Raw genomic sequence first — 21,135 nt, 5'->3', positions numbered from 1 at the left:
ATTTAGGCCGCAAATCGAATGACAGGAGACATACAGATGCTCAAAGGACTCGGCGGTCTGGGCGACATGGCCAAGATGATGAAATCCGCGCAGGAACTGCAGACCAAGATGGCGCAGATGCAGGAAGAGCTGAACACCATCATGGTCGTCGGCGAATCCGGCGCGGGCCTGGTCAAGGCCACGGCCTCGGCCAAGGGCGAACTGAAAGGTCTGGACATCGACCCCTCGATTTTCAACAGCGACGACAAGGAAGTGGTCGAGGACCTGATCCTGGCCGCAATCAAGGACGCGCAGACCAAAGCCGCCGAGCGGTCGCAGGAAGAAATGGCCAAGCTGACCGAAAGCATGGGCCTGCCGGCGGACATCAAGCTGCCGTTCTGATCTTCGCCCCTCAAACCCCCGCCGCCAAAGCCACGCAGGACAGGCCATGAGTTCGAACAGTGACATCGACGCCCTGATCGATCTGATGGCCAAGCTGCCGGGGCTGGGACCGCGCTCGGCCCGGCGGGCGGTGCTGCACCTGATCCGCAAACGCGCCCTGCTGCTGACGCCGTTGTCGGACGCCATGCAGCAGGTCGCCGCCACCGCACGCGAATGCCTGAACTGCGGCAACGTGGGCACCACCGACATCTGCGACATCTGCAATTCCGAAGACCGCGCCACCGGTGAGCTGTGCGTGGTCGAAGACGTGGCCGACCTGTGGGCGATGGAACGCGCGGGCGTGTTCAAAGGCCGCTACCATGTGCTGGGCGGAACGCTCTCGGCGCTGGACGGCGTCGGCCCGGAAGACCTGCGCATCCCCCGCCTGCGCGACCGCGTCACCGCCGAAAACATCACGGAAGTAATCCTGGCCCTGAACGCGACCGTCGACGGGCAGACCACGGCCCATTACATCGCAGATCAGTTGGAAGGACAGGTCCGCCTGACCTCGCTGGCGCAGGGCGTGCCGATCGGGGGCGAGTTGGACTATCTGGATGACGGGACCATCACCGCAGCGCTGCGGGCGCGGAAAGAACTGTAGCTGCCGCGTGCTGCCTGCAAGCAGCACGCTCTCGCCCCTCCCCGATTGCAAGGTACCACTTTACCCATCGGTCAGGTGTAGGCACCCGACGAGTAGGTCAATTCATAGGAATGGCTGTAGATCTCGAAGACTATCCCGAACGGATCCTCGACATAGACCATGCGGTAGGGTTTCTCGCCGGGGTAGTAGTATCGGATAGGCATGCGTTGTTTCCCGCCGGCCGCCACGATTTTTTCCACCAAGCCTTCGACATCAGGATCCTGGACGCAGAAATGGAACGTCCCGTTCCTGCGAAAGTCGATGTTGTTTTCCGGCGCGTAGTTCCCATCAAATTCAAAAAGCTCGATCCCGATACGATCGGCGGTCGCCAGATGCGCGATACGCAGTTTTTTCCAATTCGGGCCAAACACGTCCGTGCACATCACGCCGATGTCCGTGTCATCCTCGACCACATCGGTTGGCGGCATGATCACGTAAAACCCCAAAACCTCGGAATAGAATTTCACGGCTTCGTCCACGTTCGGGACGGACAACCCGATGTGAGAGAATGTTCTTGGATGTTGAGGCATGGCTTGCTCCTTGGTTTGTTGGGCAAGACGTATTTTGCGACGTCCTTGTTTCAAGCGCCCGCCCCACAAGGCAAAGCCGTGTTGTTCCATGCACATAGATCATCATGCACTGCTGCCGAGGCCTAGAATGATCTTTCCGTCGACCCCGCACCGTGTACTATGCCCTAGCCTGACCCATTTGATATCGGAACCCGCCATGAAACGCCTTCTCGCCCTGACCTTCGCCGCCTTCACCGCCACTTCCGCGTGGTCACAGCAACTGGTCGACAAGGGGTTCGTCGAAGGCTGGAACATCATGATGGACCCCAATCTGGGCAACGGCTGTCTGATCCAGACGGTGTATCAGGACCTGTCCGTGGTGCGCCTGGGCTACGATGCGCTGGACAATCGGGGCTATTTCACCGTTTTCCACAAGGGGTGGGGCAACATCGAGCCCGGCAAATCCTATCCGATCCGGTTCGAGCTGGACGGCAAGAGCTTTGACGCCACAGCCATCGGGTTCAAGCAGGATCGGGTGCCCGGTGCGACCGTGTTCTTCACCGACCGGAACTTTGTTGCGGCCATCGCCCAGAACAAGACGATGACGATCTACAACCCCGCAGGCGAGCGGGTTTTGGCGATCGATCTGAAGGGCACCGCCAAGGCATTGGACTATGCGCGGGACTGCCAGAACAAGAAGCTCTAGCGAATCGGATCGAACAACGCATCCGAAGCGGTGCAGTCCCGGATCACGTCCCGCCCACAGGGCACCGGGTCCAGATCACGTGACAGACAGACGCGCACTTCTTCGATGTAACCGTGCTTGCAAGTGACGGTGATCATGTCCGGCTCGAGCCCCGGATTGGCGTCGAGGAAGGCATCCTCGACCACGCGCGCCGGCAGTTTCACGGCTTTGTCCAACTTGCGAAACACCGGCGGTCGGGTGATGCGGTCATAGGCTTGCCGGGACAACGCGTAGTAGTCCGCTGCGGACAGGCCCGAACAGGTGCCGTGTTTCTTCCACTGGTGCCAGGCCAGACCCGAACTGCCTTGAATATCTTCCATCTGTCGGGTCATCGCACGAGACGGCGGCGCCTTGGCTGTCGGGCAATAGGAGGGCCAGCCCTGGTGGTATTGCGGCCACAACCCGTGCAGGATCCAGCCGTGATCGTGGCGCGCATCGCATTGGTCGGATCCGCGCGCGTCGCCTTCGCGGGCGCACCAGTTGGGCGACCAGCTCAGCGACAGGACGTAATAGTCGAACTCGCCTGACTTCTCGCCATCGGCCAGCGCGGCCATCGCGCCGAAAATCCACACCAGCAGCCCCAATAACGCCCAGCGCATTCGCCTCTTCCCTTCTTGCATCTGCACGACTATATACGGGCCAAGTTCCCCGACAACGGAAACCTGCCCCAAGACCACGGGGCCGCCGAATTCCGGCGACGGGACAGATGTATTCAAAGGAGACGGGCTGATGGCAAAACCCCTGATGGCCAAGGCAACCGCCGTTTGGCTGGTGGACAATACCACGATCAGCTTCAAGCAGATCGCGGATTTCGTGGGCATGCACGAGTTGGAAGTACAAGGCATCGCTGATGGCGATGTGGCGGCAGGCGTCAAAGGGTTCGACCCGATCGCCAACAACCAGCTGACCCAGGAAGAGATCGACAAGGCCGAGAAAGATCCGCTGCACAAGCTGAAACTCAAGTTCAACCCGGCCGCCGCCGGCGAGGAAAAGCGCCGCGGTCCGCGCTACACGCCGCTGTCCAAGCGCCAGGACCGCCCGAACTCGATCCTGTGGCTGGTCAAGTTCCACCCGGAGCTGAGCGATGGCCAGATCGCCAAACTGGTTGGCACCACCAAGCCCACGATCCAGTCGATCCGCGAGCGCACCCACTGGAACATCGCCAACATGCAGCCGATCGACCCGGTCGCGCTGGGCCTGTGCAAACAGTCCGAACTGGATGCCGCCGTCCAGAAAGCCGCCGCCAAGAAGGCCGCCGAAGGTGGCGTCATGAGCGATGACGAGCGCCGCAAGCTGGTCTCGACCGAACAGTCGCTGGAAATGGATGCCGCTCCCAAGATCCCCACGGCGATCGAGGGGCTGGAAACCTTCTCGCTGTCCGATGACGGCGACGAGGAAAAAGAAGACGAAGCAGTGGTGGATGCCGACAGCTTCTTCAACCTGCCCAAGGGCGGTGCCGAAGAAGACGACGAGGACGATCTGCGCAACTGACACTGTGCTGGCCCCGGTCCGATGGACCGGGGCCTTTTTGGAACTGGACCATGCTGAACATTCTATCGTCTATCTTCGGGCCGCACCGGGCGGTTTCGATTTACGCTTTCGCAAAAACCAAGGGACTGGCCATTCTGGGCGGCGTGGCCGTTATCGCCGTAGCTGCCGGTCTGCTGCTGTTCAGCGGCGATGGGAAACACGAACACGAAGCGTATATGACCGTTCCTGTACTGTCGGCTACGCCAATCAATGGTGATCTCAAGAACGGGGTCATCGCGTCGGTTCGATTGCCGGACGGATCGGCAACTTCAATCACCGCGACCGAGGCGCCGATCGCGCGCAGTGTCGGAACCACGGCCTGTGTGGAAAAACGGGTTTTCGTGGACAGCGGCGAACCGCGCTATCGGTTCAAATTGCCAAGCAACTGCGGCGCAAGCTGATATACAGAACCGCCCGAAGAATACTCCGGGCGGTTTTCTTCTTACAAAAGCTGGAACAGAATCCCTGCTGCAATAGCTCCGCTGATCCCAAGCCCGATATAGGCTGCGAACACACGGGGTTTGACCAGAGACCAGACAGCCGCCATGGCCGGAATGGAACTGACGGCCCCGGCGATCATGAAGGACATCGCCGCGCCCGCGCTCATCCCCTGCTCCATCAGGCCGGCCAGAAGCGGCGGCGCGACATACGAGTTCAGGTAGGCCGGCATCCCGACAAAGGCGGCGATCACGATCGGCACCGCACCGTCGCCACCAACCAGCCGCGCGATCAGATCAGCCGGAACATAGCTGACCAGCAGCGCCTCGAGCACATAGGCCAGAGCGAGCCACTTCAGCAGGAACAGGCCGTTCTGCACAAATTCCCGACGGAACCGGACGCGGCGTTCGGGCTCTTCCCAAAAGCGCCAAAGCAGCGTGTCTTTCTTCGGACCGCAGCCACAGCATCCGGCCGGTTCATAGTGGCGCAGAGGTTGGGCAAAGGCACCCTGACGCATAAGAAAACGCACCGCGAACCCGCCGAACAATCCCAGTGCCACGGCGGCAACCGCTTTGCCGATCGCAAACGGCCAGCCCAAAGCGCCCGCCGTGATCAACAGCGTGGGCGGGTCAATCAACGGCGAGCTCAGCCAGAAGGCCATGACCGCCGACAAGGGCGCACCCAATGCAAGCAGGCCTGCGATGAACGGGATCACCTCGCAGGAGCAGAACGGAGCCAACCCGCCGAACAACGCGGCCAGCAGGATCATCCGGGTTTCGCGGCCCTCGAAGGCCCGGGCAACCATAGTCTCGGCCCCGCTGGCCTTGAGGTAGGACAGCAACAGCACTGCAAACAGGATGTACTGACCGGTGTGCACCAGAGCCTTGGCTGCAAAAGTCATGACGTTCACCCAATTGCCTGGGTCCAGAATGGCCACAAGCACAAGGATCGCCACGATCAGGGCCCAGGGTGTCTTCAGCAGACCGGACAGGGTTTGACCAACGGCCTTCGGGGATTGGGTCAATTCAGCCATCGTTTGCGACCTTTCTGGATTCATCCGCGCAGCATTCGCTGAGGATGAACTGCGCCAGTGATCTCAATTCATCGAAACATGCTCGGTTGATTGTGGTCCGCCCGGATTTCTCCTGCTCGACCACGCCGCCTGCCGCCAGGAATCGCAGGTGATGAGCCAGGGTGGACGGTGCCATCCCAGTCCGACTTTGGATCTCTCCGACCGTCAGACCAGCCTGTCCGGCCCGCACAAGGGTCTTGAGCACCTGCAATCGCGCCTCGGACCCCATCGCCGAAAACCCTGCAGCAGCTTTTTCCCACATTTGGTTATCTCCATTAAACTAGATTTCTAGTTTTTTAGTGATGAGCAAAGCCCGAGTCAACCGTATGGATAAATTTCCGTTGATCCCGAATAAGTCCAGATTGCCCTGTATTTAAGTCCAACATATAACGAGGCATGGGAATTTCGGTCGATACCTTCTTTCTGAAACCGGGCGGTCAGGGCACTCTGCAGGCGCAGATCCAGCAGATGATTGCCGAGGGCATCCTGTCAGGCCGCTTTCATGTCGGTGAGAAACTGCCGTCGTCGCGCAAACTGGCCGCGCATCTGGGTGTCAGCCGCATCACGGTGACGCTGGCCTATACCGAGTTGCTGGCAAATGACTATCTGACGGCCAAAGGCCGGTCCGGGTACTACGTGTCACAGAACGCGCCGGTGCCACCGAAATACACACCGGTTCAGCGCAGCGAAGAAACCGTCAACTGGGACGCCGCACTGGCCCGCCGCTTTTCCGAGGGTGATTTTCTGGCCAAGCCACCGGATTGGCGAGAATATAGCTATCCGTTCATCTACGGCCAGGCCGACCGCACCCTGTTTGATCATGCGAACTGGCGCCTCTGCGCCGTTCGGGCCCTTGGCCACAAGGATTTCGACTCGCTGACCGGCGACTACGTGGATCAGGACGATCCGTTGCTGATCGAGTTCATTGCCCGCCACACCTTGCCCCGCCGCGGTATCGCCGCTCGGCCCGAGGAAATCCTGATCACGCTGGGCGCTCAGAACGCCCTTTGGCTGACCTCGCGCATTCTTCTGGGCCATGGGCGCAAGGCGGCGATCGAGGACCCCAGCTACTACGCTCTGCACGAGCTTATGCGCTGCTCGGATGCCTCGATGACACCATTGCGGGTGGACAAGGATGGGTTACCGCCCGAGTCCATCCCGGACGGCACCGACGTGATCTACACCACGCCCAGCCACCAATGCCCGACAACCGCGACAATGCCCGTCGCCCGGCGTCACGACCTGTTGAAACGCGCCCGCGAACTGGACGCAATGATCGTCGAAGATGACTATGAATTCGAGATGGCCTTCCTGGGTGCCCCGTCCCCGGCGCTCAAGTCCTTGGACAAGGACGGGCGTGTGGTCTACGTGGGCAGCTTTTCCAAGTCTTTGTTCCCGGGATTGCGGTTGGGGTACATGGTCGGATCCGAACCGTTCATCCGCGAGGCCCGCGCGCTGCGGTCGCTCGTTTTCCGACACCCACCCGGCCATATCCAGCGAACGGCGGCCTATTTCCTGTCGCTCGGGCACTATGACGCCCAGATACGGCGTATGTCCAAGGCTCTGATGCAGCGGCGCAAGACGATCGAGAACGCGATCGAGGCGAACGGGTTGACCGTGGCAGGGCGCGGGGTCTTCGGTGGATCGTCGATGTGGATGAAGGCACCGGACCACGTCGACACCGCGGAATTGGCGAAAACGCTTCAAAATCAGAGTGTTCATATCGAGCCCGGCGCGGCGTTCTTCTCGGGGCCGGATCGGCCAAGGAACTACTACCGCCTGGGGTACTCCTCGATTTCGGCTGACCGGATACCCGCGGGAATCGAGCGGGTTGCGGCCGCGATCCGGGACTGCTGAGGCCACACTGGACCTACTCCGGCGCCGTGTCTGGCCCTAACCCAGATGCCCCCGTTGCGCCAAAACCAATGGCAAGCCAAGGCGTATCGCCTGACCGTTTCCACCATTGCTTGGAGAGCGTCCAAATGAAAATGACGACAGAAGAGGCCTTTGTTAAGGTTCTGCAGATGCACGGCATCGAACACGCGTTCGGGATCATTGGCTCGGCCATGATGCCGATCTCGGACCTGTTCCCCAAGGCCGGGATCATGTTCTGGGACTGCGCTCATGAAGGCAGCGCCGGCATGATGGCCGACGGCTACACCCGCGCCACCGGCAAGATGTCCATGATGATCGCACAGAACGGCCCCGGCATCACCAACTTCGTCACTGCCGTCAAAACCGCCTACTGGAACCACACACCGCTGCTGCTGGTCACACCGCAGGCCGCGAACAAGACCATCGGACAGGGCGGCTTTCAGGAAGTCGAGCAGATGAAACTGTTCGAGGACATGGTGGCGTATCAGGAAGAGGTCCGCGATCCATCCCGCGTCACCGAGGTTCTGAACCGCGTGATCATGAAGGCCAAGCGCGCCAGCGCCCCGGCTCAGATCAACATCCCGCGTGACATGTGGACTCAGGTCATTGACGTCGAACTGCCCGCGGTCGTCGATTTCGAGCGTCCCGCAGGCGGTGAAACCGCTGTCGCAAAGGCCGCCGAACTGTTGTCGAACGCCAAGAACCCCGTGATCCTGAACGGAGCGGGCGTGGTGCTGGCCAAAGGCGGCATCGAGGCCTCGAAGGCCCTGGCCGAGTGTCTGGATGCGCCGGTTTGCGTCGGCTACCAGCACAACGACGCCTTCCCCGGCAGCCATCCGCTGTTTGCCGGCCCGCTGGGCTACAACGGGTCCAAAGCAGCGATGGAACTGATCAAGGAAGCCGACGTGGTCCTGTGCCTCGGCACGCGCCTGAACCCGTTCTCGACCCTGCCGGGCTATGGCATGGAATACTGGCCGGCCGACGCCAAGATCATCCAGGTCGACATCAACCCCGACCGGATCGGCCTGACCAAGAAGGTCTCGGTCGGTATCGTCGGCGACGCGGCCAAGGTGGCAAATGGCATCCTGGCGCAGCTGAGCGACACGGCCGGAGACGAAGGCCGCGCCGAGCGCAAGGCCAAGATTGCCGAGAAGAAGTCGCGTTGGGCCCAGCAGCTCAGCAGCATGGACCACGAGGACGACGATCCCGGTACCAGCTGGAACGAGCGCGCGCGCGCGGCCAAACCCGACTGGATGAGCCCCCGCATGGCATGGCGCGCCATTCAGGCCGCGCTGCCGAAAGAAGCCATCATCAGCTCGGACATCGGCAACAACTGCGCCATCGGCAACGCCTACCCGTCCTTTGAGGAAGGTCGCAAGTATCTGGCCCCCGGCCTGTTCGGACCGTGCGGATATGGCCTGCCCGCCATCGTCGGCGCCAAGATCGGCTGCCCGGACGTGCCCGTAGTTGGCTTTGCCGGTGACGGCGCCTTCGGCATCGCGGTGAACGAGCTGACCGCCATCGGCCGCGAGGAATGGCCTGCCGTGACGCAGATCGTGTTCCGCAACTACCAGTGGGGCGCGGAAAAGCGCAACTCGACCCTGTGGTTCGACGACAACTTCGTGGGCACCGAACTGGACACCAAAGTGTCCTATGCCGGCATCGCCCAAGCCTGCGGCCTGAAGGGTGTCGTCGCCCACACCATGGACGAGCTGACCGCCGCCCTGAATCAGGCCATCGAAGACCAGAAGAATGGCATCACCACCCTGATCGAAGCCCTGATCAACCAGGAACTGGGTGAACCGTTCCGCCGCGACGCGATGAAAAAGCCTGTGGCCGTGGCCGGCATTTCCGCCGACGACATGGTGCCGCAGCAGGTCTGAGCGGGAACGGAGCTGGAGCGGATGACCCTGACACCCATCGAGTTGTTGCGTCAGCAAGCTCCGGCAATCCGGCCAGTCGTTGCTCTGAGCGAAGGCAGTGATCCCCGCATCGTTGCGGGGGCGCTTGCCGCCCGGTCCGCAGGGCTGTCCGACATCATCCTTGTCGGTCCGCGGGCAGAAATCGAAGCCGAGTTGCTGGCGCAGGGCGCCGCACCGGGCGATGGCCTTTCCATCCATGACCCGACCGAGTCGCCGCTGACCGAGGAGTTCGCGGCCATCTACCACGATCTGCGCCGGCACAAGGGCGTTGATGCAGCGTCGGCCCGGTCCGCCGCCGAAACGCCCTTGGTCTACGCGGCCATGCTGGTCCGGACAGGGCGCGCCACGGGAACGGTCGGTGGCGCTGTCCACACGACCGGTGATGTAGTTCGCACGGCGATTCAGGTGATCGGCCTGGCCCCGGATGCCGGATTGGTGTCCTCGTTTTTCCTGATGTACCCGCCGGACCAGGGCGGACCTGATGCGCGCGCGATGCTGTTTTCCGATTGCGGGCTCGTGATTGATCCGACCGCATCGGAGCTGGCCCATATCGCAGCCGCCTCGGCCCAGTCGGCCCGGGCCATCCTGCGGGAACAGCCGTCGCTAGCGATGCTGAGCTTTTCGACCAAAGGCAGCGCAAGACATCCCGGTGTCGACAAGGTCACCGAGGCAACACGTCTTTTGCGCGAACAGCATCCCGAGCTGCATGTCGACGGCGAGCTGCAATTCGACGCGGCTTTTCACCCCCCCGTCGGCCAGAAAAAGGCTCCTGGATCGACAGTGGCCGGAAAGGCCAACGTCATGATCTTTCCCAATTTGGACGCGGGAAACATCAGCTACAAGATCACCCAGAGGATCGGTGGATACATGGCGATCGGTCCGGTGCTGCAGGGTCTGGCCCGACCGGCGAATGATCTGTCCCGCGGCTGCAGCGCCGAGGATGTCGAACAGATGATCGCCGTGACCGTGCTGCAGGCATTGGGAACATGACTATCAAATCTGGCGCCATCGTCAGAACAGTATTCTAAATCCGGGCTGAAAGTGACAAGTTCGTCCCGACGCAAACGACTGGATCCGCAAATGACCCATCAGCAGCCAATCCTCGACACGTCTCCCAAGGTCTCGGACGAGGTTCGCAAGACAACCTGCTACATGTGTGCCTGCCGATGCGGGATCAACGTCCACATGAAGGATGGCAAGGTCGCTTACATCGAGGGCAACCGTGACCACCCGGTGAACAAGGGGGTTCTGTGCGCCAAAGGCAGCGCGGGCATCATGCAGGTCAACGCCCCGTCACGCCTGCGCGCTCCGCTCAAGCGGGTGGGTCCGCGCGGGTCAGGTGAGTTCGAGGAAATAAGCTGGGACGAAGCGTTGGACATCGCCGTCGGCTGGCTCAAACCGTTGCGCGAGGACAACCCCGAGAAGCTCGCCTTTTTCACCGGCCGCGACCAGTCGCAATCCTTCACCAGCTTCTGGGCCCAGAATTTCGGCACCTGCAACTATGCGGCCCATGGCGGTTTCTGCTCGGTCAACATGGCGGCCGGCGGAATCTACACGATGGGCGGCGCGTTCTGGGAATTCGGCCAGCCCGATTGGGACCGCACCAAGCTGTTCATGCTGTTCGGCGTGGCAGAAGACCATGACAGCAACCCGATCAAGATGGGTATCGGCAAGATCAAGGCGCGCGGTGCCCGCGTGATCGGGGTGAACCCGATCCGCACCGGCTACAACGCAGTGGCCGATGACTGGGTCGGCATCACGCCCGGGACCGACGGGCTGTTCATCCTGTCGCTGATCCATGTGTTGATGAAAGCCGGCAGGATCGACCTGGATTACCTGAGCCGCTATACCAACGCCCCTGTCCTGATGAATGCCGCCGAAGGTCCTGAAAAGGGCCTGTTTCTGCGGGACGCGGACGGCAAGCCGTTGGTGATTGACCGGGTCACGGGGCAACCGACGGCCTTCGACAAACCGGGCGTCCGGCCGGACCTGACCGCCACCTATGAAATGGACGGCATCACCCACCGGCCGGTCTTTCACCTGATGGCGGAAAAATACCTCAGCGACGAATACGCCCCCGAAGCGGTGGCCGATGAATGCGGCATACCCGCCAGCCGGATCCGCGCCATCGCCGGTGAACTGGCGCGCGTCGCCTTTGACGAGGCCTTCGAGCTGGACCAGGAATGGACTGACTTCCGGGGCGAAAAGCACAGCAAGATGATCGGCCGGCCGGTAGCCATGCACGCGATGCGCGGCGTTTCGGCCCATGCCAACGGATTCCAGACCTGCCGCGCGCTGCACGTGCTGCAGATCCTGCTTGGCACGGTCGAAGTTCCGGGTGGGTTCCGCTTCAAGCCGCCCTATCCGAAGCCGGTCGAAGCACACCCGACCCCCCATTGCAAGGTCACGCCAAACTCGCCCCTGGACGGCCCGCATCTGGGTTTCGTGCGCGGCCCCGAAGATCTGGCCCTGAAGGCCGATGGCAGCCCGGCGCGCATCGACAAGGCCTTTACCTGGGAAAACCCGATGTCCAGCCACGGGCTGATGCACATGGTGATCTCGAACGCTCACGCGGGCGATCCCTACAAGATCGACACGCTGTTCATGTACATGGCCAACATGTCCTGGAACTCGACCATGAACACTAAGGGCGTGATCGAGATGCTGACGGACAAGGATGACAACGGAGACTACGTGATTCCGCGGATCATCTACTCCGATGCCTATTCCTCGGAAATGGTGGCCTATGCCGACCTGATCCTGCCCGACACCACGTATCTGGAGCGGCATGACTGCATCTCGCTCCTCGACCGCCCGATCTGCGAGGCCGACGGAGCCGCAGATGCGATCCGCTGGCCGGTGATCGAACCCGATCGCGACGTGCGCGGATTTCAGACGGTGCTGATCCAGCTGGCCAACAAGCTGGGTCTGCCGGGTTTCACCGATGAGGACGGCTCGGCCAAATACACGGACTATGCCGACTACATGGTCAACCATCAGCGCAAGCCAGGCATCGGCCCACTGGCTGGATTCCGCGGCGCAGATGGCTCGCAGGTGGGTCGAGGCGACGTGAACCCGAACCAACTGGACCGCTATATCGAGAATGGCGGCTTCTACGTGGAACACATCCCGGACGAGGCCCTGTTCTACAAACCCTGGAACGGCGCCTATCAGGACTGGGCAGTGGGAATGGGCCTGTATGACGGCCCGCAACCCTACCTGTTCCAGCTCTATTCCGAACCGATGCGCAAGTTCCAGCTGGCCGCCGAAGGCCATGGTGACCGCCAGCCCCCCGACCACTTGCGCGGCCGCATCAAAGAAACCATGGACCCGCTTCCGATCTGGTACGAAACCGACCAGACCGGAAACGAAGGCTTTACCGTAAACGCCCTGACCCAGCGCCCCATGGCGATGTATCACAGCTGGGGCACCCAGAATGCCTGGTTGCGGCAACTGCACGGGCGCAACCCGCTGTATGTTCCCACCAAGCTGATGTGCGAACACGGACTGAAGGACGGGGACTGGGCCAAAGTCAGTTCTCCGCACGGAGAAATCACTGTGCCCGTAATGGAAATGGCGGCGTTGAACGACAACACCGTCTGGACATGGAACGCCATCGGCAAACGCAAGGGCGCGTGGGCGCTGCAGCCCGACGCGCCCGAGGCGACCAAAGGATTCCTGCTCAACCACCTGATCCACGAATTGCTGCCGCCCAAGGGCGACGGTCTGCGCTGGGCCAATTCCGACCCGATCACCGGACAGGCCGCGTGGTTTGACCTCAAGGTCAAGATCGAAAAAGCCGAAGCACCGGCAGACGCCCAAAGCCAACCGGAATTCCCGCCAATCAAATCTCCGGTCGGCACCGGCCCCAAGGATCTCGCATGGAAGGTTGGCAAATGACGATGCCCCGCACTCCATTTGGCCCGCAATACTCCGGGGATGAATTGAGCCGAGCGGCTCAGGAGGGGGTTGCCCCCCTTTCGACCCCGGCCCTCGACAAAGAGCAGACGCCATGACCCAACTTCCCCAATCCACCGAGCGAAAAATGGGCCTGGTCATTGACCTGGATACTTGCGTCGGCTGTCATGCCTGCGTGATCTCCTGCAAGGGCTGGAACACCGAGAACTACGGCGCCCCCCTGTCCGATCAGGACGCCTATGGCGCGGACCCCTCGGGCACATTCCTGAACCGGGTGCACTCTTACGAGGTGCAGCCGGCCGAAGGTGCCGCCCAGCTGATCCATTTCCCGAAATCCTGCCTGCATTGCGAGGATGCGCCCTGCGTCACCGTCTGCCCCACCGGCGCCAGTTACAAGCGGGTCGAGGACGGGATCGTGCTGGTCAACGAAAGCGACTGCATCGGCTGCGGCCTGTGTGCCTGGGCCTGCCCCTATGGCGCGCGCGAACTGGACGCAGCAGAGGGGGTCATGAAGAAATGCACCCTGTGCGTCGATCGCATCTACAACGACAACCTTCCCGAGGAAGACCGCGTTCCCGCCTGCGTGCGGACCTGCCCCGCGGGGGCCCGCCATTTCGGTGATCTGGGCGACCCCGACAGCGAGGTCAGCCAACTGGTGGTCGAGCGCGGCGGAATGGATCTGATGCCCGAAATGGGCACCAAACCGGTCAACAAATACCTGCCACCCCGCCCCAAGGATACGGTCGAAAAGCAGATCGACATCCTGGCGCCCCTGCTGGCGCCGGTCGCCGACGAGCCGAAGGGCTTCCTTGGCTGGCTGGACAAGGCATTGGAGAAGCTCTGACATGCATCCCGCACCTTCCGTCATCCTGTTCACCACTCTGTCGGGGCTGGGCTTCGGCCTGCTGTTCTTCCTGGGCCTCGGCTTTCCGAATGTCTCGGGCTGGGTGGCCTTCGTGTTCTTCGCCATCGCCTATGCGCTGTCCGTGGGAGGGCTCATGGCCTCGACCTTTCACCTCGGCCACGCCGAGCGCGCGCTCAAGGCGTTCACCCAATGGAAGACAAGCTGGCTCAGCCGCGAGGGCTGGTGCGCAGTTCTGGCCCTGTTGGTCATGGGGCTCTATGCGATCGGCGCGATCTTTCTGGACCAACGCTGGTCCGGTCTGGGTCTGATCGGTTCGCTGCTCTCATTGGCGACCGTATTCACGACCTCGATGATCTACACGCAACTCAAGACGATCCCGCGGTGGAACCTGACACTGACGCCTGTGATGTTTCTGAGCTTCAGCGTGGCGGGTGGCGCGCTTCTGGCGGGGCAGACCGCATTTGCGATCCCGCTGCTGTTGATCGCCGCGCTGGTTCAAATTCTTTACTGGCGTTCGGGCGATCAGGCCTTGGCCAACTCGGGAACCAACCTTGGTACGGCAACTGGTCTTGGCGACCGGGGTTCTGTCCGCGCGTTTGAACCGCCGCATACAGGAACCAACTATCTGCTGCGCGAATTCGTTCACGTTGTCGGACGCAAACACGCAGACAAGCTGCGGGCCATTTCCTTTGCCTTGGCCTTCGTGGTTCCCGTCGGTCTGTTGATCCTGCCGTTCAACCACCTGGTCGGAGCGCTGGCGGTGCTATCTCATCTGGCAGGAATCGCGACTTCTCGCTGGCTGTTCTTTGCCCAGGCCGAACATGTGGTCGGGCTGTACTACGGCAAGCGCTAAGTCGCTCTGCAGGCAAGCAAAGGGCGGTGCCGGTTCTCCCGGACACCGCCCTTTTTCTTTTGGAACACGCCTGATCAGATCAGGCCCGCATGCTCCATCGCGGCATCAATCGCGGCCTTTGTGCTGTCTTCCAGCGTCGTCAGCGGCGACCGCACTTCTTCGGTGCAGCGTCCCAGTTTGCTGAGCGCGTATTTCGCACCCACCAGGCCCGGTTCGATGAATATGGCCTCGTGCAGCGGCATCAACCGATCCTGATATTCCAGCGCCGTCGCATAGTCGCCCGACAGGGTCGCCTGCTGGAACTCGGCGCACAGCTTTGGGGCCACGTTCGCGGTGACCGAGATACAGCCGACACCACCATGAGCGTTGAAACCCAGGGCCGTCGCGTCCTCACCCGAAAGCTGGCAGAAGTCTTTGCCGCAGGCAGCGCGCTGCTGGCTGACGCGGGCAAGATCGCCCGTGGCGTCCTTGACACCGATGATCCGAGGCAGTTGCGCCAGCGCACCCATGGTGTCCGGGTTCATGTCGATGACCGAGCGGCCCGGGATGTTGTAGATGATGATCGGAATATCCGCACAGTCATGCAGCGCCCGAAAATGGGACAACAGGCCTTTCTGAGTCGGCTTGTTGTAGTAGGGCGTGACGACCAATGCCGCATCCGCACCCACTTTCTGTGCGAATCGCACGAACCGGATGGCTTCGAGCGTATTGTTCGACCCGGCCCCGGCGATGACCGGCACGCGCCCCGCGGCGGCCTTGACCACCTCGGCCACTACGGTTTCGTGTTCCTCGTGGCTCAGCGTCGGGCTTTCGCCGGTCGTGCCGACGGGCACCAGACCGGTCGACCCTTCGGCAATCTGCCATTCCACCAATTGTTTGAGCGTATCCAGGTCCAACTCGCCGTTGCGGAACGGGGTGACGAGAGCTGGCATCGAGCCTTTGAACATGGAACGCTCCTTGAGGTTCAATCGTGTGATGTGCGTCGCGGGCCGACACGAATTTAGGTTTCTTGAGTTGATCCCGGCGGCGCAAGGTTTATCCTGAATGGCTGTATCCTCGGTTGGTCGGGAAATGCAAGGGATGACACGGATTCTGTCGCTGATCGCGACGATGATTCTAGCTTTGACGCTTCAAACTCAGGCCGTGCGGGCCGATGTGGTGTCCGATCTTCGGGCCGCAATGTCCGAAATGCGCAAAGGCGACTGGAACGCCGCCTTGCGCGTGGCCGGCACCCGCGGCTCGGTCGCGCGCGACATCATCGTGTGGCACTGGCTGCGCCAAGGCTTCGGCAGCTCGGGCGATGTTCTGGTCTTTCTGGAACGGCGGCCCGATTGGCCGGGCCTTGCCTGGCTGCGCCGCAAAAGCGAGCCGTCCTTTACCGGCGCGGACCCGGACCGGGTGCTGAAGTTCTACAAGGACAACCCCCCACAGACCGCCGAGGGAGCTCTGAACTATGCTGTGGCACTGAAGGCCAAGGGCCGAACCGGTGAGGCCGAGGCAGATATCGTCACTGCCTGGCGGACGATGCCGATGGGTTCGGGCCTGCAGCAGGACTACGTTCAGAACTTCGGGCCACTGCTGAAACCGCATCACGAGGCTCGTCTGGACCGGATGCTGTGGGATGGTCATCTGATCAGCTCGGCCCAGATGCTGCCGCTGGTCAGCGAAGACTACCGCAAACTGGCCGAAGCGCGGATCGCCCTGCAAAAGCGCCAACCCGGCGTGGATGGCAAGGTTGCCGCCGTTCCGAAGGCGCTTGCCGATGATCCGGGGCTGGCCTTTGACCGGTTCGTATGGCGGGACCGCAAAGAGCTGGACGACAGCGCCATTGATCTGATGCTGGCGCGCTCGACCAGCCCGCAGGCACTGGGCGAACCCGACAAGTGGGCCGAAGGGCGACGCAGGCTGGCTCGGCTGGAAATGCGTCAGGGTGATGCGAACCGGGCCTATGCCATCGCCGCCAATCACCACATGACACCCGAGATGGGGTATGGATATGCCGACCTCGAGTGGCTGTCGGGTTTCCTGGCTTTGCGCAAGCTGAACGACCCGGCCACAGCCGTTCGGCATTTCCAGAACTTCCTGGGGGCTGTGAAGTCTCCGATCTCGATGGGTCGGGGCGGGTATTGGTTGGGCCGGGCCTACGCCGCAACCGGAAACGCCGAGAAAGCCTACGAGGCTTATGCAATCGGCGCCGACTACCAGACCTCGTTCTATGGCCTGTTGGCTGCAGAACAGATCGGACGGCCATTTGACAGCGACCTGGCCAACCCGCGCCGGGCGCCCCATTGGAAACAGGCCGAGTTCGCCAAGTCCAGTGTGCTTGAGGCGGGGCTGCTGCTGATACGAGCTGGCGAGCCGGAATTGGGCGAACGGTTCCTGACGCACCTGGTCGAAAGCCTGGATCCGGTGCAGGCCGGCCAGCTGGGTGATCTGGCGGTCGAGTTGAAGGAGCCGCATCTGGCGGTGATGATCGCCAAACGGGCCGCGACGAATGGAGTCGTATTGCCCGCGGCGTATTACCCGGTCCATCCCGTTGCGGATATCGGATTGCCCATGGCCAAGGAAATGACCCTGGCCATCGCACGCCGCGAAAGCGAATTCGACCCGGTCGTGATCAGCGGTGCCGGCGCGCGCGGCCTAATGCAGGTGATGCCTGCGACCGCCAAGCTGGTCGCGCAGGAACTGGGCATTCTCAGCGGTCATCAGACGGGACGTTTGACCTCGGATTGGCGATACAACGCCAAACTGGGGGCAAACTATCTGGCCGGGCTGGCTGCCGAATTCAACGGCAACGTCGTGATGATGGCCGCAGGTTACAATGCCGGCCCCAATCGCCCGAAATCATGGATGGACCGCTACGGCGACCCGCGAACCGGCGCGGTGGATATCGTCGACTGGATCGAGACGATCCCCTTCAACGAGACCCGCAACTATGTGATGCGGGTGACCGAGAGCCTGCCTGTCTACCGCGCAAGGCTGGGCAAACCCGCGCTGCCGATCCCGTTCTCGCAGGAGTTGGTCGGATCAACCCTGTCGGCGTTCGCGCCATAGGGTGAACAGACCCGCCGCCACCACCAGCCCCGCCCCCGCGACCACCGCGGGGCGCAGGGTCTCGTCAAAGATCGTGATGCCCAGGATTGCGCTCCACATCAGGTGGAAATAGGCAAAGGGCTGTACGGCGCTGGCCTCTGCCATCTCGTAGCACTTGATCAGCAGCCAATGCCCCAAAACGCCGGTAATGCACAGCAGCCCCATCCAGAACCAATCCCGCGGCACCATCGGCTCCCAGAACCACAGGCCGATGCAGGTCATGACCAATGCTCCGACGATCCCGGTCCAGAAGAAGCTGGTTGCGGTACTGTCCTGACGCGCGGCATAGCGGGTCAGCAGACCATAGAACGCAAACATCAGCGCCGAGATCAGAGGGATCACTGCCCACGGATTGAAAACGCCCATGCCGGGCTGCAGAATGATGAGCACGCCAACGCATCCGACCCCGATGGCCGACCAGCGCCGCCAGCCGACCTTCTCGCCCAGCACCGGCCCGCTGAGCGCGGCGACCAGAAGCGGATAGCAGATGAACACCGCCTGGCTCTCGATCAGGCCGAGAATGGTAAAGCCGTAGACGGCGACGCAGATCTCGCCGGCAAGCAGCAGGCCGCGCAGGATCTGCAGGCCCGGTTGCCGCGTCCGGGCGACGGCCGCCAGACCACCGGGTGCGCGCGCCGCCAAGGCAATCACGAAAGCCGCAAAGAACCAGTATCGCAGCATGACCACCATGTAGGTGTTGTACGTGCCGGCCAGATGGCGCGAGATGCCGTCCTGCAACGCAAACACGATCGTGGCCGCGATCATCAGCGCAATACCCGCCCGCACGTTGTTTGTCTGGGTCATGCCTTGGTCGCCCGCGTCATGTGCCGTTTGCGGCCGTATCCCGGCGCGCGGGATACCGAAAACCCGGCTTCCTGCAACCCACGCCGCACGAACCCGGCTGCGGTATAGGTGGCGGCCGTCCCTTCGGGCGCTGTATGGGCCGCCACTTGCCGTATCAGTTCAGGCTGCCACAACTCAGGGTTCTTGGCGGGCGAGAACCCATCCAGGAACCAGGCATCGGCGAGCCCGTCCCAAACAGGCAGGGTCTGGCGGGCATCACCTTCGATCACGGTCAGACGCAGCGTGTCCAAATCACAGCCGCCACCCTGCCATCGGTCAAGGAACCGGTCGGCCCAGGGCGCCAGCTCGGGAAAGGCCGCAAGCGCGCGCTTCATATCGGCAGGGGCCATCGGAAAGGCTTCGAAACTGGTGAACGTCAGCGGACCCGATTGTCCGGACTTCTCCCATTCCGACCAAGCGGTCAGCATGTTCAGTCCGGTTCCGAACCCCAGCTCGGCGATGTGAAAACCGGGGGCAAAGCGAGCGGGCAGATCGTTGCCTTGCAAAAAGACATGACGGGTCTCCTCCAGTCCGTTCTGAAGGCTGAAATAGGGGTCGTCGAAACGATCAGAAACAGGGACTGTCTCATCCCTCCACGACAATTTGGCGCGCTGGTCTGCCATCGGGAATTCCTGTAGCTAAGCGGCGCGACACTGAACAAGGAAAAGGGGATTGGCAATGGTCGATGTGACGATCCGCGGGGCTGGTATATTTGGCCTGTCCATCGCCTGGACTTGTGCGCGACGTGGCGCCAGGGTCCGGGTCGTCGATCCCTACGGCGCGGGTTCAGGGTCCAGCGGCGGGCTGGTGGGTGCCCTTGCCCCGCACGTTCCGGAAAACTGGAACGACAAGAAAGCATTCCAATTCGAAAGCCTGCTGATGGCCGAACCGTTCTGGCGACAGGTGGAGGCCACCGGCGGCGTTTCGCCCGGCTATGCGCGTCTGGGGCGGATCCAGCCCATCAACGACCCAAAGAACCTCGACCTGGCGCATCAGCGTGCGGCCTCGGCCCGCGACCTTTGGCAGGGTCGGGCTGAATGGACCGTGGTCGAGGCGCGCTCGGTCGGATCATGGTGCCCGCCCAGCGCAACGGGATTCGTCATCCACGATACGTTGAGTGCACGCATGCATCCACGCCGGGCCTGCGCCGCGCTGGTGGCCGCGCTGGCCGTGATGGGGGTTGAGGTCGTGCCCGAAGCCCGGGACACCGGGGCAGTCATTCATGCGACCGGGGTGTCCGGCCTGTTGGAACTGTCCGATGCTTTCGGCAAGGCAGTCGGAAACGGGGTCAAGGGACAGGCGGCACTGCTGCGGTTCGACGCGGGCCAGGTGCCGCAGCTGTTTGCGGAGTCGATCCATTTCGTGCCCCACGCCGACGGGACACTGGCCATCGGCTCGACGTCCGAGCGGGACTATGACGACCCGACCGGCACCGATGCTGCGCTTGACGATGTGATCCAGCGCGCGTTGCAGGCGGTTCCTGTTCTACACGGCGCGGAGGTGATCGAGCGTTGGGCCGGAGTCCGCCCCCGCAGCAAGAGCCGAGCGCCGATGCTGGGCGCACACCCGCTGCACAAGGGCCAGTTCATTGCCAATGGCGGCTTCAAGATCGGGTTCGGCATGGCCCCAAAGGTAGCCGAGGTCATGGCAGACCTTGTACTGGACGGACAGGATTCGATCCCCGAAGGCTTCCGCCCCGAGGCGTCACTGTGACCGTGGAAGGGCCACGGCCTGCATGCACTGCCGACCGTCCGGACCGCGGACCCATAAATCGTTTCCGTTTCGGCACAGCGTGGCAGGCTCGAAATGCATCAGCGGAGAGGACGCGCGAAAGGAGAACTCGGCCAGCGGCCCCATGAGATCAGTGGCGAGCAGCATCAGGTGTTGCGCCAGAAGCGGTCCATGAACCACCAGCCCGGCATAGCCTTCGACATCGCGGGCATAGTCAAGGTCATAGTGGATGCGGTGGCCATTGAATGTCAGCGCCGAGTACCGAAACAGCAGCGTGGTGTCGAACTCGACCTGGCGCAGGTCTGTTTCGTCCGTCCGGGCAACCGGGGCCGCTGATTTTGGTGCATCGGCCGACGGATCCTCGCGATAGACAAGGTCCTGCCATTCGGTCAGGCACAGCGTGTCGTCCTGCCAGATTTCGTGCTTGAGGGTCACAAACCCCAAGGGCCCAGTCCGTCCGGTCTTGGTGCTCACTTTGCTCAAGGTCGAGCGGCGTTCGGCTGGTGTGCCGGCGATCAGCGGAGCGGCGAACCGCAGTCGCCCACCGGCCCACATCCGACGCGGAAGACCGAGGTCGGGGACCAGCCCTCCGCCCACCGCGGGATGACCGTCGCGCCCCAAGCCCTCGGGCGGGCGCGGTGACCAGAAAAACAGCTGGTGAAAAAACGGCGGCAGCGACGT

The 21,135-nt window shown here is 62.3% G+C and carries 21 protein-coding genes; 13 read left to right on the top strand and 8 right to left on the bottom strand.

All coding sequences use genetic code 11. The features are described 5' to 3' along the window. Positions 1 to 36 precede the first annotated feature (36 nt). Both AC2FM5_RS04960 and recR read left to right on the top strand, forming a co-directional pair. Positions 37 to 381, top strand: coding sequence for a YbaB/EbfC family nucleoid-associated protein (locus tag AC2FM5_RS04960; RefSeq protein ID WP_005980576.1), 345 nt, complete (start codon positions 37 to 39; stop codon positions 379 to 381). Positions 382 to 427: 46 nt separating this feature from the next. Further along, positions 428 to 1,021, top strand: coding sequence for a recombination mediator RecR (gene recR / locus AC2FM5_RS04955; RefSeq protein ID WP_170341385.1), 594 nt, complete (start codon positions 428 to 430; stop codon positions 1,019 to 1,021). Positions 1,022 to 1,092: 71 nt separating this feature from the next. Here the strand turns inward: recR and AC2FM5_RS04950 are convergent, their stop codons facing one another. Continuing rightward, positions 1,093 to 1,590: a lactoylglutathione lyase family protein gene (locus AC2FM5_RS04950; protein ID WP_093964418.1), complete on the bottom strand. Its 498-nt coding sequence runs from the start codon at positions 1,588 to 1,590 to the stop codon at positions 1,093 to 1,095. Between the two features lie 196 nt (positions 1,591 to 1,786). Here AC2FM5_RS04950 and AC2FM5_RS04945 point away from each other — a divergent pair, with 196 nt between their 5' ends. Beyond that, a complete protein-coding gene (locus AC2FM5_RS04945; protein ID WP_170341383.1) occupies positions 1,787 to 2,275 on the top strand; it encodes a hypothetical protein in 489 nt (162 codons plus the stop codon). On the opposite strand, the gene AC2FM5_RS04940 is transcribed toward AC2FM5_RS04945, so the two are convergent. Then, complete coding sequence (locus AC2FM5_RS04940; protein ID WP_170342355.1) at positions 2,272 to 2,913, bottom strand: ribonuclease T2 family protein; 642 nt, start codon at positions 2,911 to 2,913, stop codon at positions 2,272 to 2,274. The genes AC2FM5_RS04945 and AC2FM5_RS04940 overlap by 4 nt on opposite strands. A 130-nt stretch (positions 2,914 to 3,043) precedes the next feature. Here AC2FM5_RS04940 and AC2FM5_RS04935 point away from each other — a divergent pair, with 130 nt between their 5' ends. Both AC2FM5_RS04935 and AC2FM5_RS04930 read left to right on the top strand, forming a co-directional pair. Next, positions 3,044 to 3,805: a DUF1013 domain-containing protein gene (locus AC2FM5_RS04935; RefSeq protein WP_170342353.1), complete on the top strand. Its 762-nt coding sequence runs from the start codon at positions 3,044 to 3,046 to the stop codon at positions 3,803 to 3,805. A 50-nt stretch (positions 3,806 to 3,855) separates the two neighbouring features. Further along, positions 3,856 to 4,245 (top strand): hypothetical protein, encoded by a 390-nt coding sequence (locus AC2FM5_RS04930; protein WP_170341377.1) that lies wholly within the window; start codon positions 3,856 to 3,858, stop codon positions 4,243 to 4,245. Positions 4,246 to 4,286: 41 nt separating this feature from the next. Here AC2FM5_RS04930 and AC2FM5_RS04925 read toward each other — a convergent pair whose 3' ends face one another. Continuing rightward, positions 4,287 to 5,315: a permease gene (locus tag AC2FM5_RS04925; protein WP_496734205.1), complete on the bottom strand. Its 1,029-nt coding sequence runs from the start codon at positions 5,313 to 5,315 to the stop codon at positions 4,287 to 4,289. Next, the gene (locus AC2FM5_RS04920; RefSeq protein WP_093964304.1) at positions 5,308 to 5,616 is read right to left on the bottom strand and encodes an ArsR/SmtB family transcription factor; all 309 of its coding nucleotides are present in this window, start codon (positions 5,614 to 5,616) and stop codon (positions 5,308 to 5,310) included. Before AC2FM5_RS04920 ends, AC2FM5_RS04925 begins: the two co-directional genes overlap by 8 nt. A gap of 134 nt (positions 5,617 to 5,750) precedes the next feature. Between AC2FM5_RS04920 and pdxR the strand changes: the two genes are divergently transcribed. From pdxR to AC2FM5_RS04890, 6 genes are all read left to right on the top strand, one after another. Beyond that, on the top strand, positions 5,751 to 7,211 hold the full coding sequence (gene pdxR, locus AC2FM5_RS04915; protein ID WP_170391132.1) for a MocR-like pyridoxine biosynthesis transcription factor PdxR: 1,461 nt from the start codon (positions 5,751 to 5,753) through the stop codon (positions 7,209 to 7,211). A gap of 125 nt (positions 7,212 to 7,336) precedes the next feature. Then, on the top strand, positions 7,337 to 9,112 hold the full coding sequence (gene xsc, locus AC2FM5_RS04910) for a sulfoacetaldehyde acetyltransferase (RefSeq protein WP_496734202.1): 1,776 nt from the start codon (positions 7,337 to 7,339) through the stop codon (positions 9,110 to 9,112). A gap of 21 nt (positions 9,113 to 9,133) precedes the next feature. After that, positions 9,134 to 10,141 carry a phosphate acetyltransferase gene (gene pta, locus AC2FM5_RS04905; RefSeq protein ID WP_496734200.1) on the top strand — a complete coding sequence of 336 codons (1,008 nt, stop codon included), beginning with the start codon at positions 9,134 to 9,136 and terminating at the stop codon, positions 10,139 to 10,141. Between the two features lie 90 nt (positions 10,142 to 10,231). Next, the gene (locus AC2FM5_RS04900) at positions 10,232 to 13,051 is read left to right on the top strand and encodes a molybdopterin oxidoreductase family protein (protein ID WP_496734198.1); all 2,820 of its coding nucleotides are present in this window, start codon (positions 10,232 to 10,234) and stop codon (positions 13,049 to 13,051) included. Positions 13,052 to 13,163: 112 nt separating this feature from the next. Beyond that, complete coding sequence (locus tag AC2FM5_RS04895) at positions 13,164 to 13,913, top strand: 4Fe-4S dicluster domain-containing protein (RefSeq protein WP_496734196.1); 750 nt, start codon at positions 13,164 to 13,166, stop codon at positions 13,911 to 13,913. 1 nt (position 13,914) lies between these two features. After that, positions 13,915 to 14,787 carry a dimethyl sulfoxide reductase anchor subunit family protein gene (locus AC2FM5_RS04890; RefSeq protein WP_496734194.1) on the top strand — a complete coding sequence of 291 codons (873 nt, stop codon included), beginning with the start codon at positions 13,915 to 13,917 and terminating at the stop codon, positions 14,785 to 14,787. Positions 14,788 to 14,861: 74 nt separating this feature from the next. On the opposite strand, the gene dapA is transcribed toward AC2FM5_RS04890, so the two are convergent. Next, a complete protein-coding gene (gene dapA / locus AC2FM5_RS04885) occupies positions 14,862 to 15,734 on the bottom strand; it encodes a 4-hydroxy-tetrahydrodipicolinate synthase (protein WP_496734192.1) in 873 nt (290 codons plus the stop codon). Positions 15,735 to 15,867: 133 nt separating this feature from the next. On the opposite strand from dapA, the gene AC2FM5_RS04880 reads away from it, so the two are divergent. After that, positions 15,868 to 17,841 (top strand): lytic transglycosylase domain-containing protein, encoded by a 1,974-nt coding sequence (locus tag AC2FM5_RS04880; RefSeq protein WP_496734190.1) that lies wholly within the window; start codon positions 15,868 to 15,870, stop codon positions 17,839 to 17,841. Here the strand turns inward: AC2FM5_RS04880 and AC2FM5_RS04875 are convergent. Next, positions 17,815 to 18,684 (bottom strand): DMT family transporter, encoded by an 870-nt coding sequence (locus AC2FM5_RS04875; RefSeq protein ID WP_170451347.1) that lies wholly within the window; start codon positions 18,682 to 18,684, stop codon positions 17,815 to 17,817. The genes AC2FM5_RS04880 and AC2FM5_RS04875 overlap by 27 nt on opposite strands. Then, on the bottom strand, positions 18,681 to 19,346 hold the full coding sequence (mnmC2, locus tag AC2FM5_RS04870) for a tRNA (5-methylaminomethyl-2-thiouridine)(34)-methyltransferase MnmC2 (RefSeq protein ID WP_170360866.1): 666 nt from the start codon (positions 19,344 to 19,346) through the stop codon (positions 18,681 to 18,683). Before mnmC2 ends, AC2FM5_RS04875 begins: the two co-directional genes overlap by 4 nt. Before the next feature lie 55 nt (positions 19,347 to 19,401). Here mnmC2 and AC2FM5_RS04865 point away from each other — a divergent pair, with 55 nt between their 5' ends. Continuing rightward, positions 19,402 to 20,436 (top strand): NAD(P)/FAD-dependent oxidoreductase, encoded by a 1,035-nt coding sequence (locus AC2FM5_RS04865; protein ID WP_496734187.1) that lies wholly within the window; start codon positions 19,402 to 19,404, stop codon positions 20,434 to 20,436. Here AC2FM5_RS04865 and AC2FM5_RS04860 read toward each other — a convergent pair. Beyond that, positions 20,428 to 21,135, bottom strand: a 708-nt coding sequence (locus AC2FM5_RS04860; RefSeq protein WP_496734185.1) for an HTD2 family dehydratase, incomplete at its 5' end; no start/stop codon positions are given. The two genes, AC2FM5_RS04865 and AC2FM5_RS04860, sit on opposite strands and share 9 nt — an antisense overlap.

Source organism: Ruegeria sp. BHSA162 (genome assembly GCF_059613385.1).
This window is presented reverse-complemented; position numbering and strand designations above follow the sequence as displayed.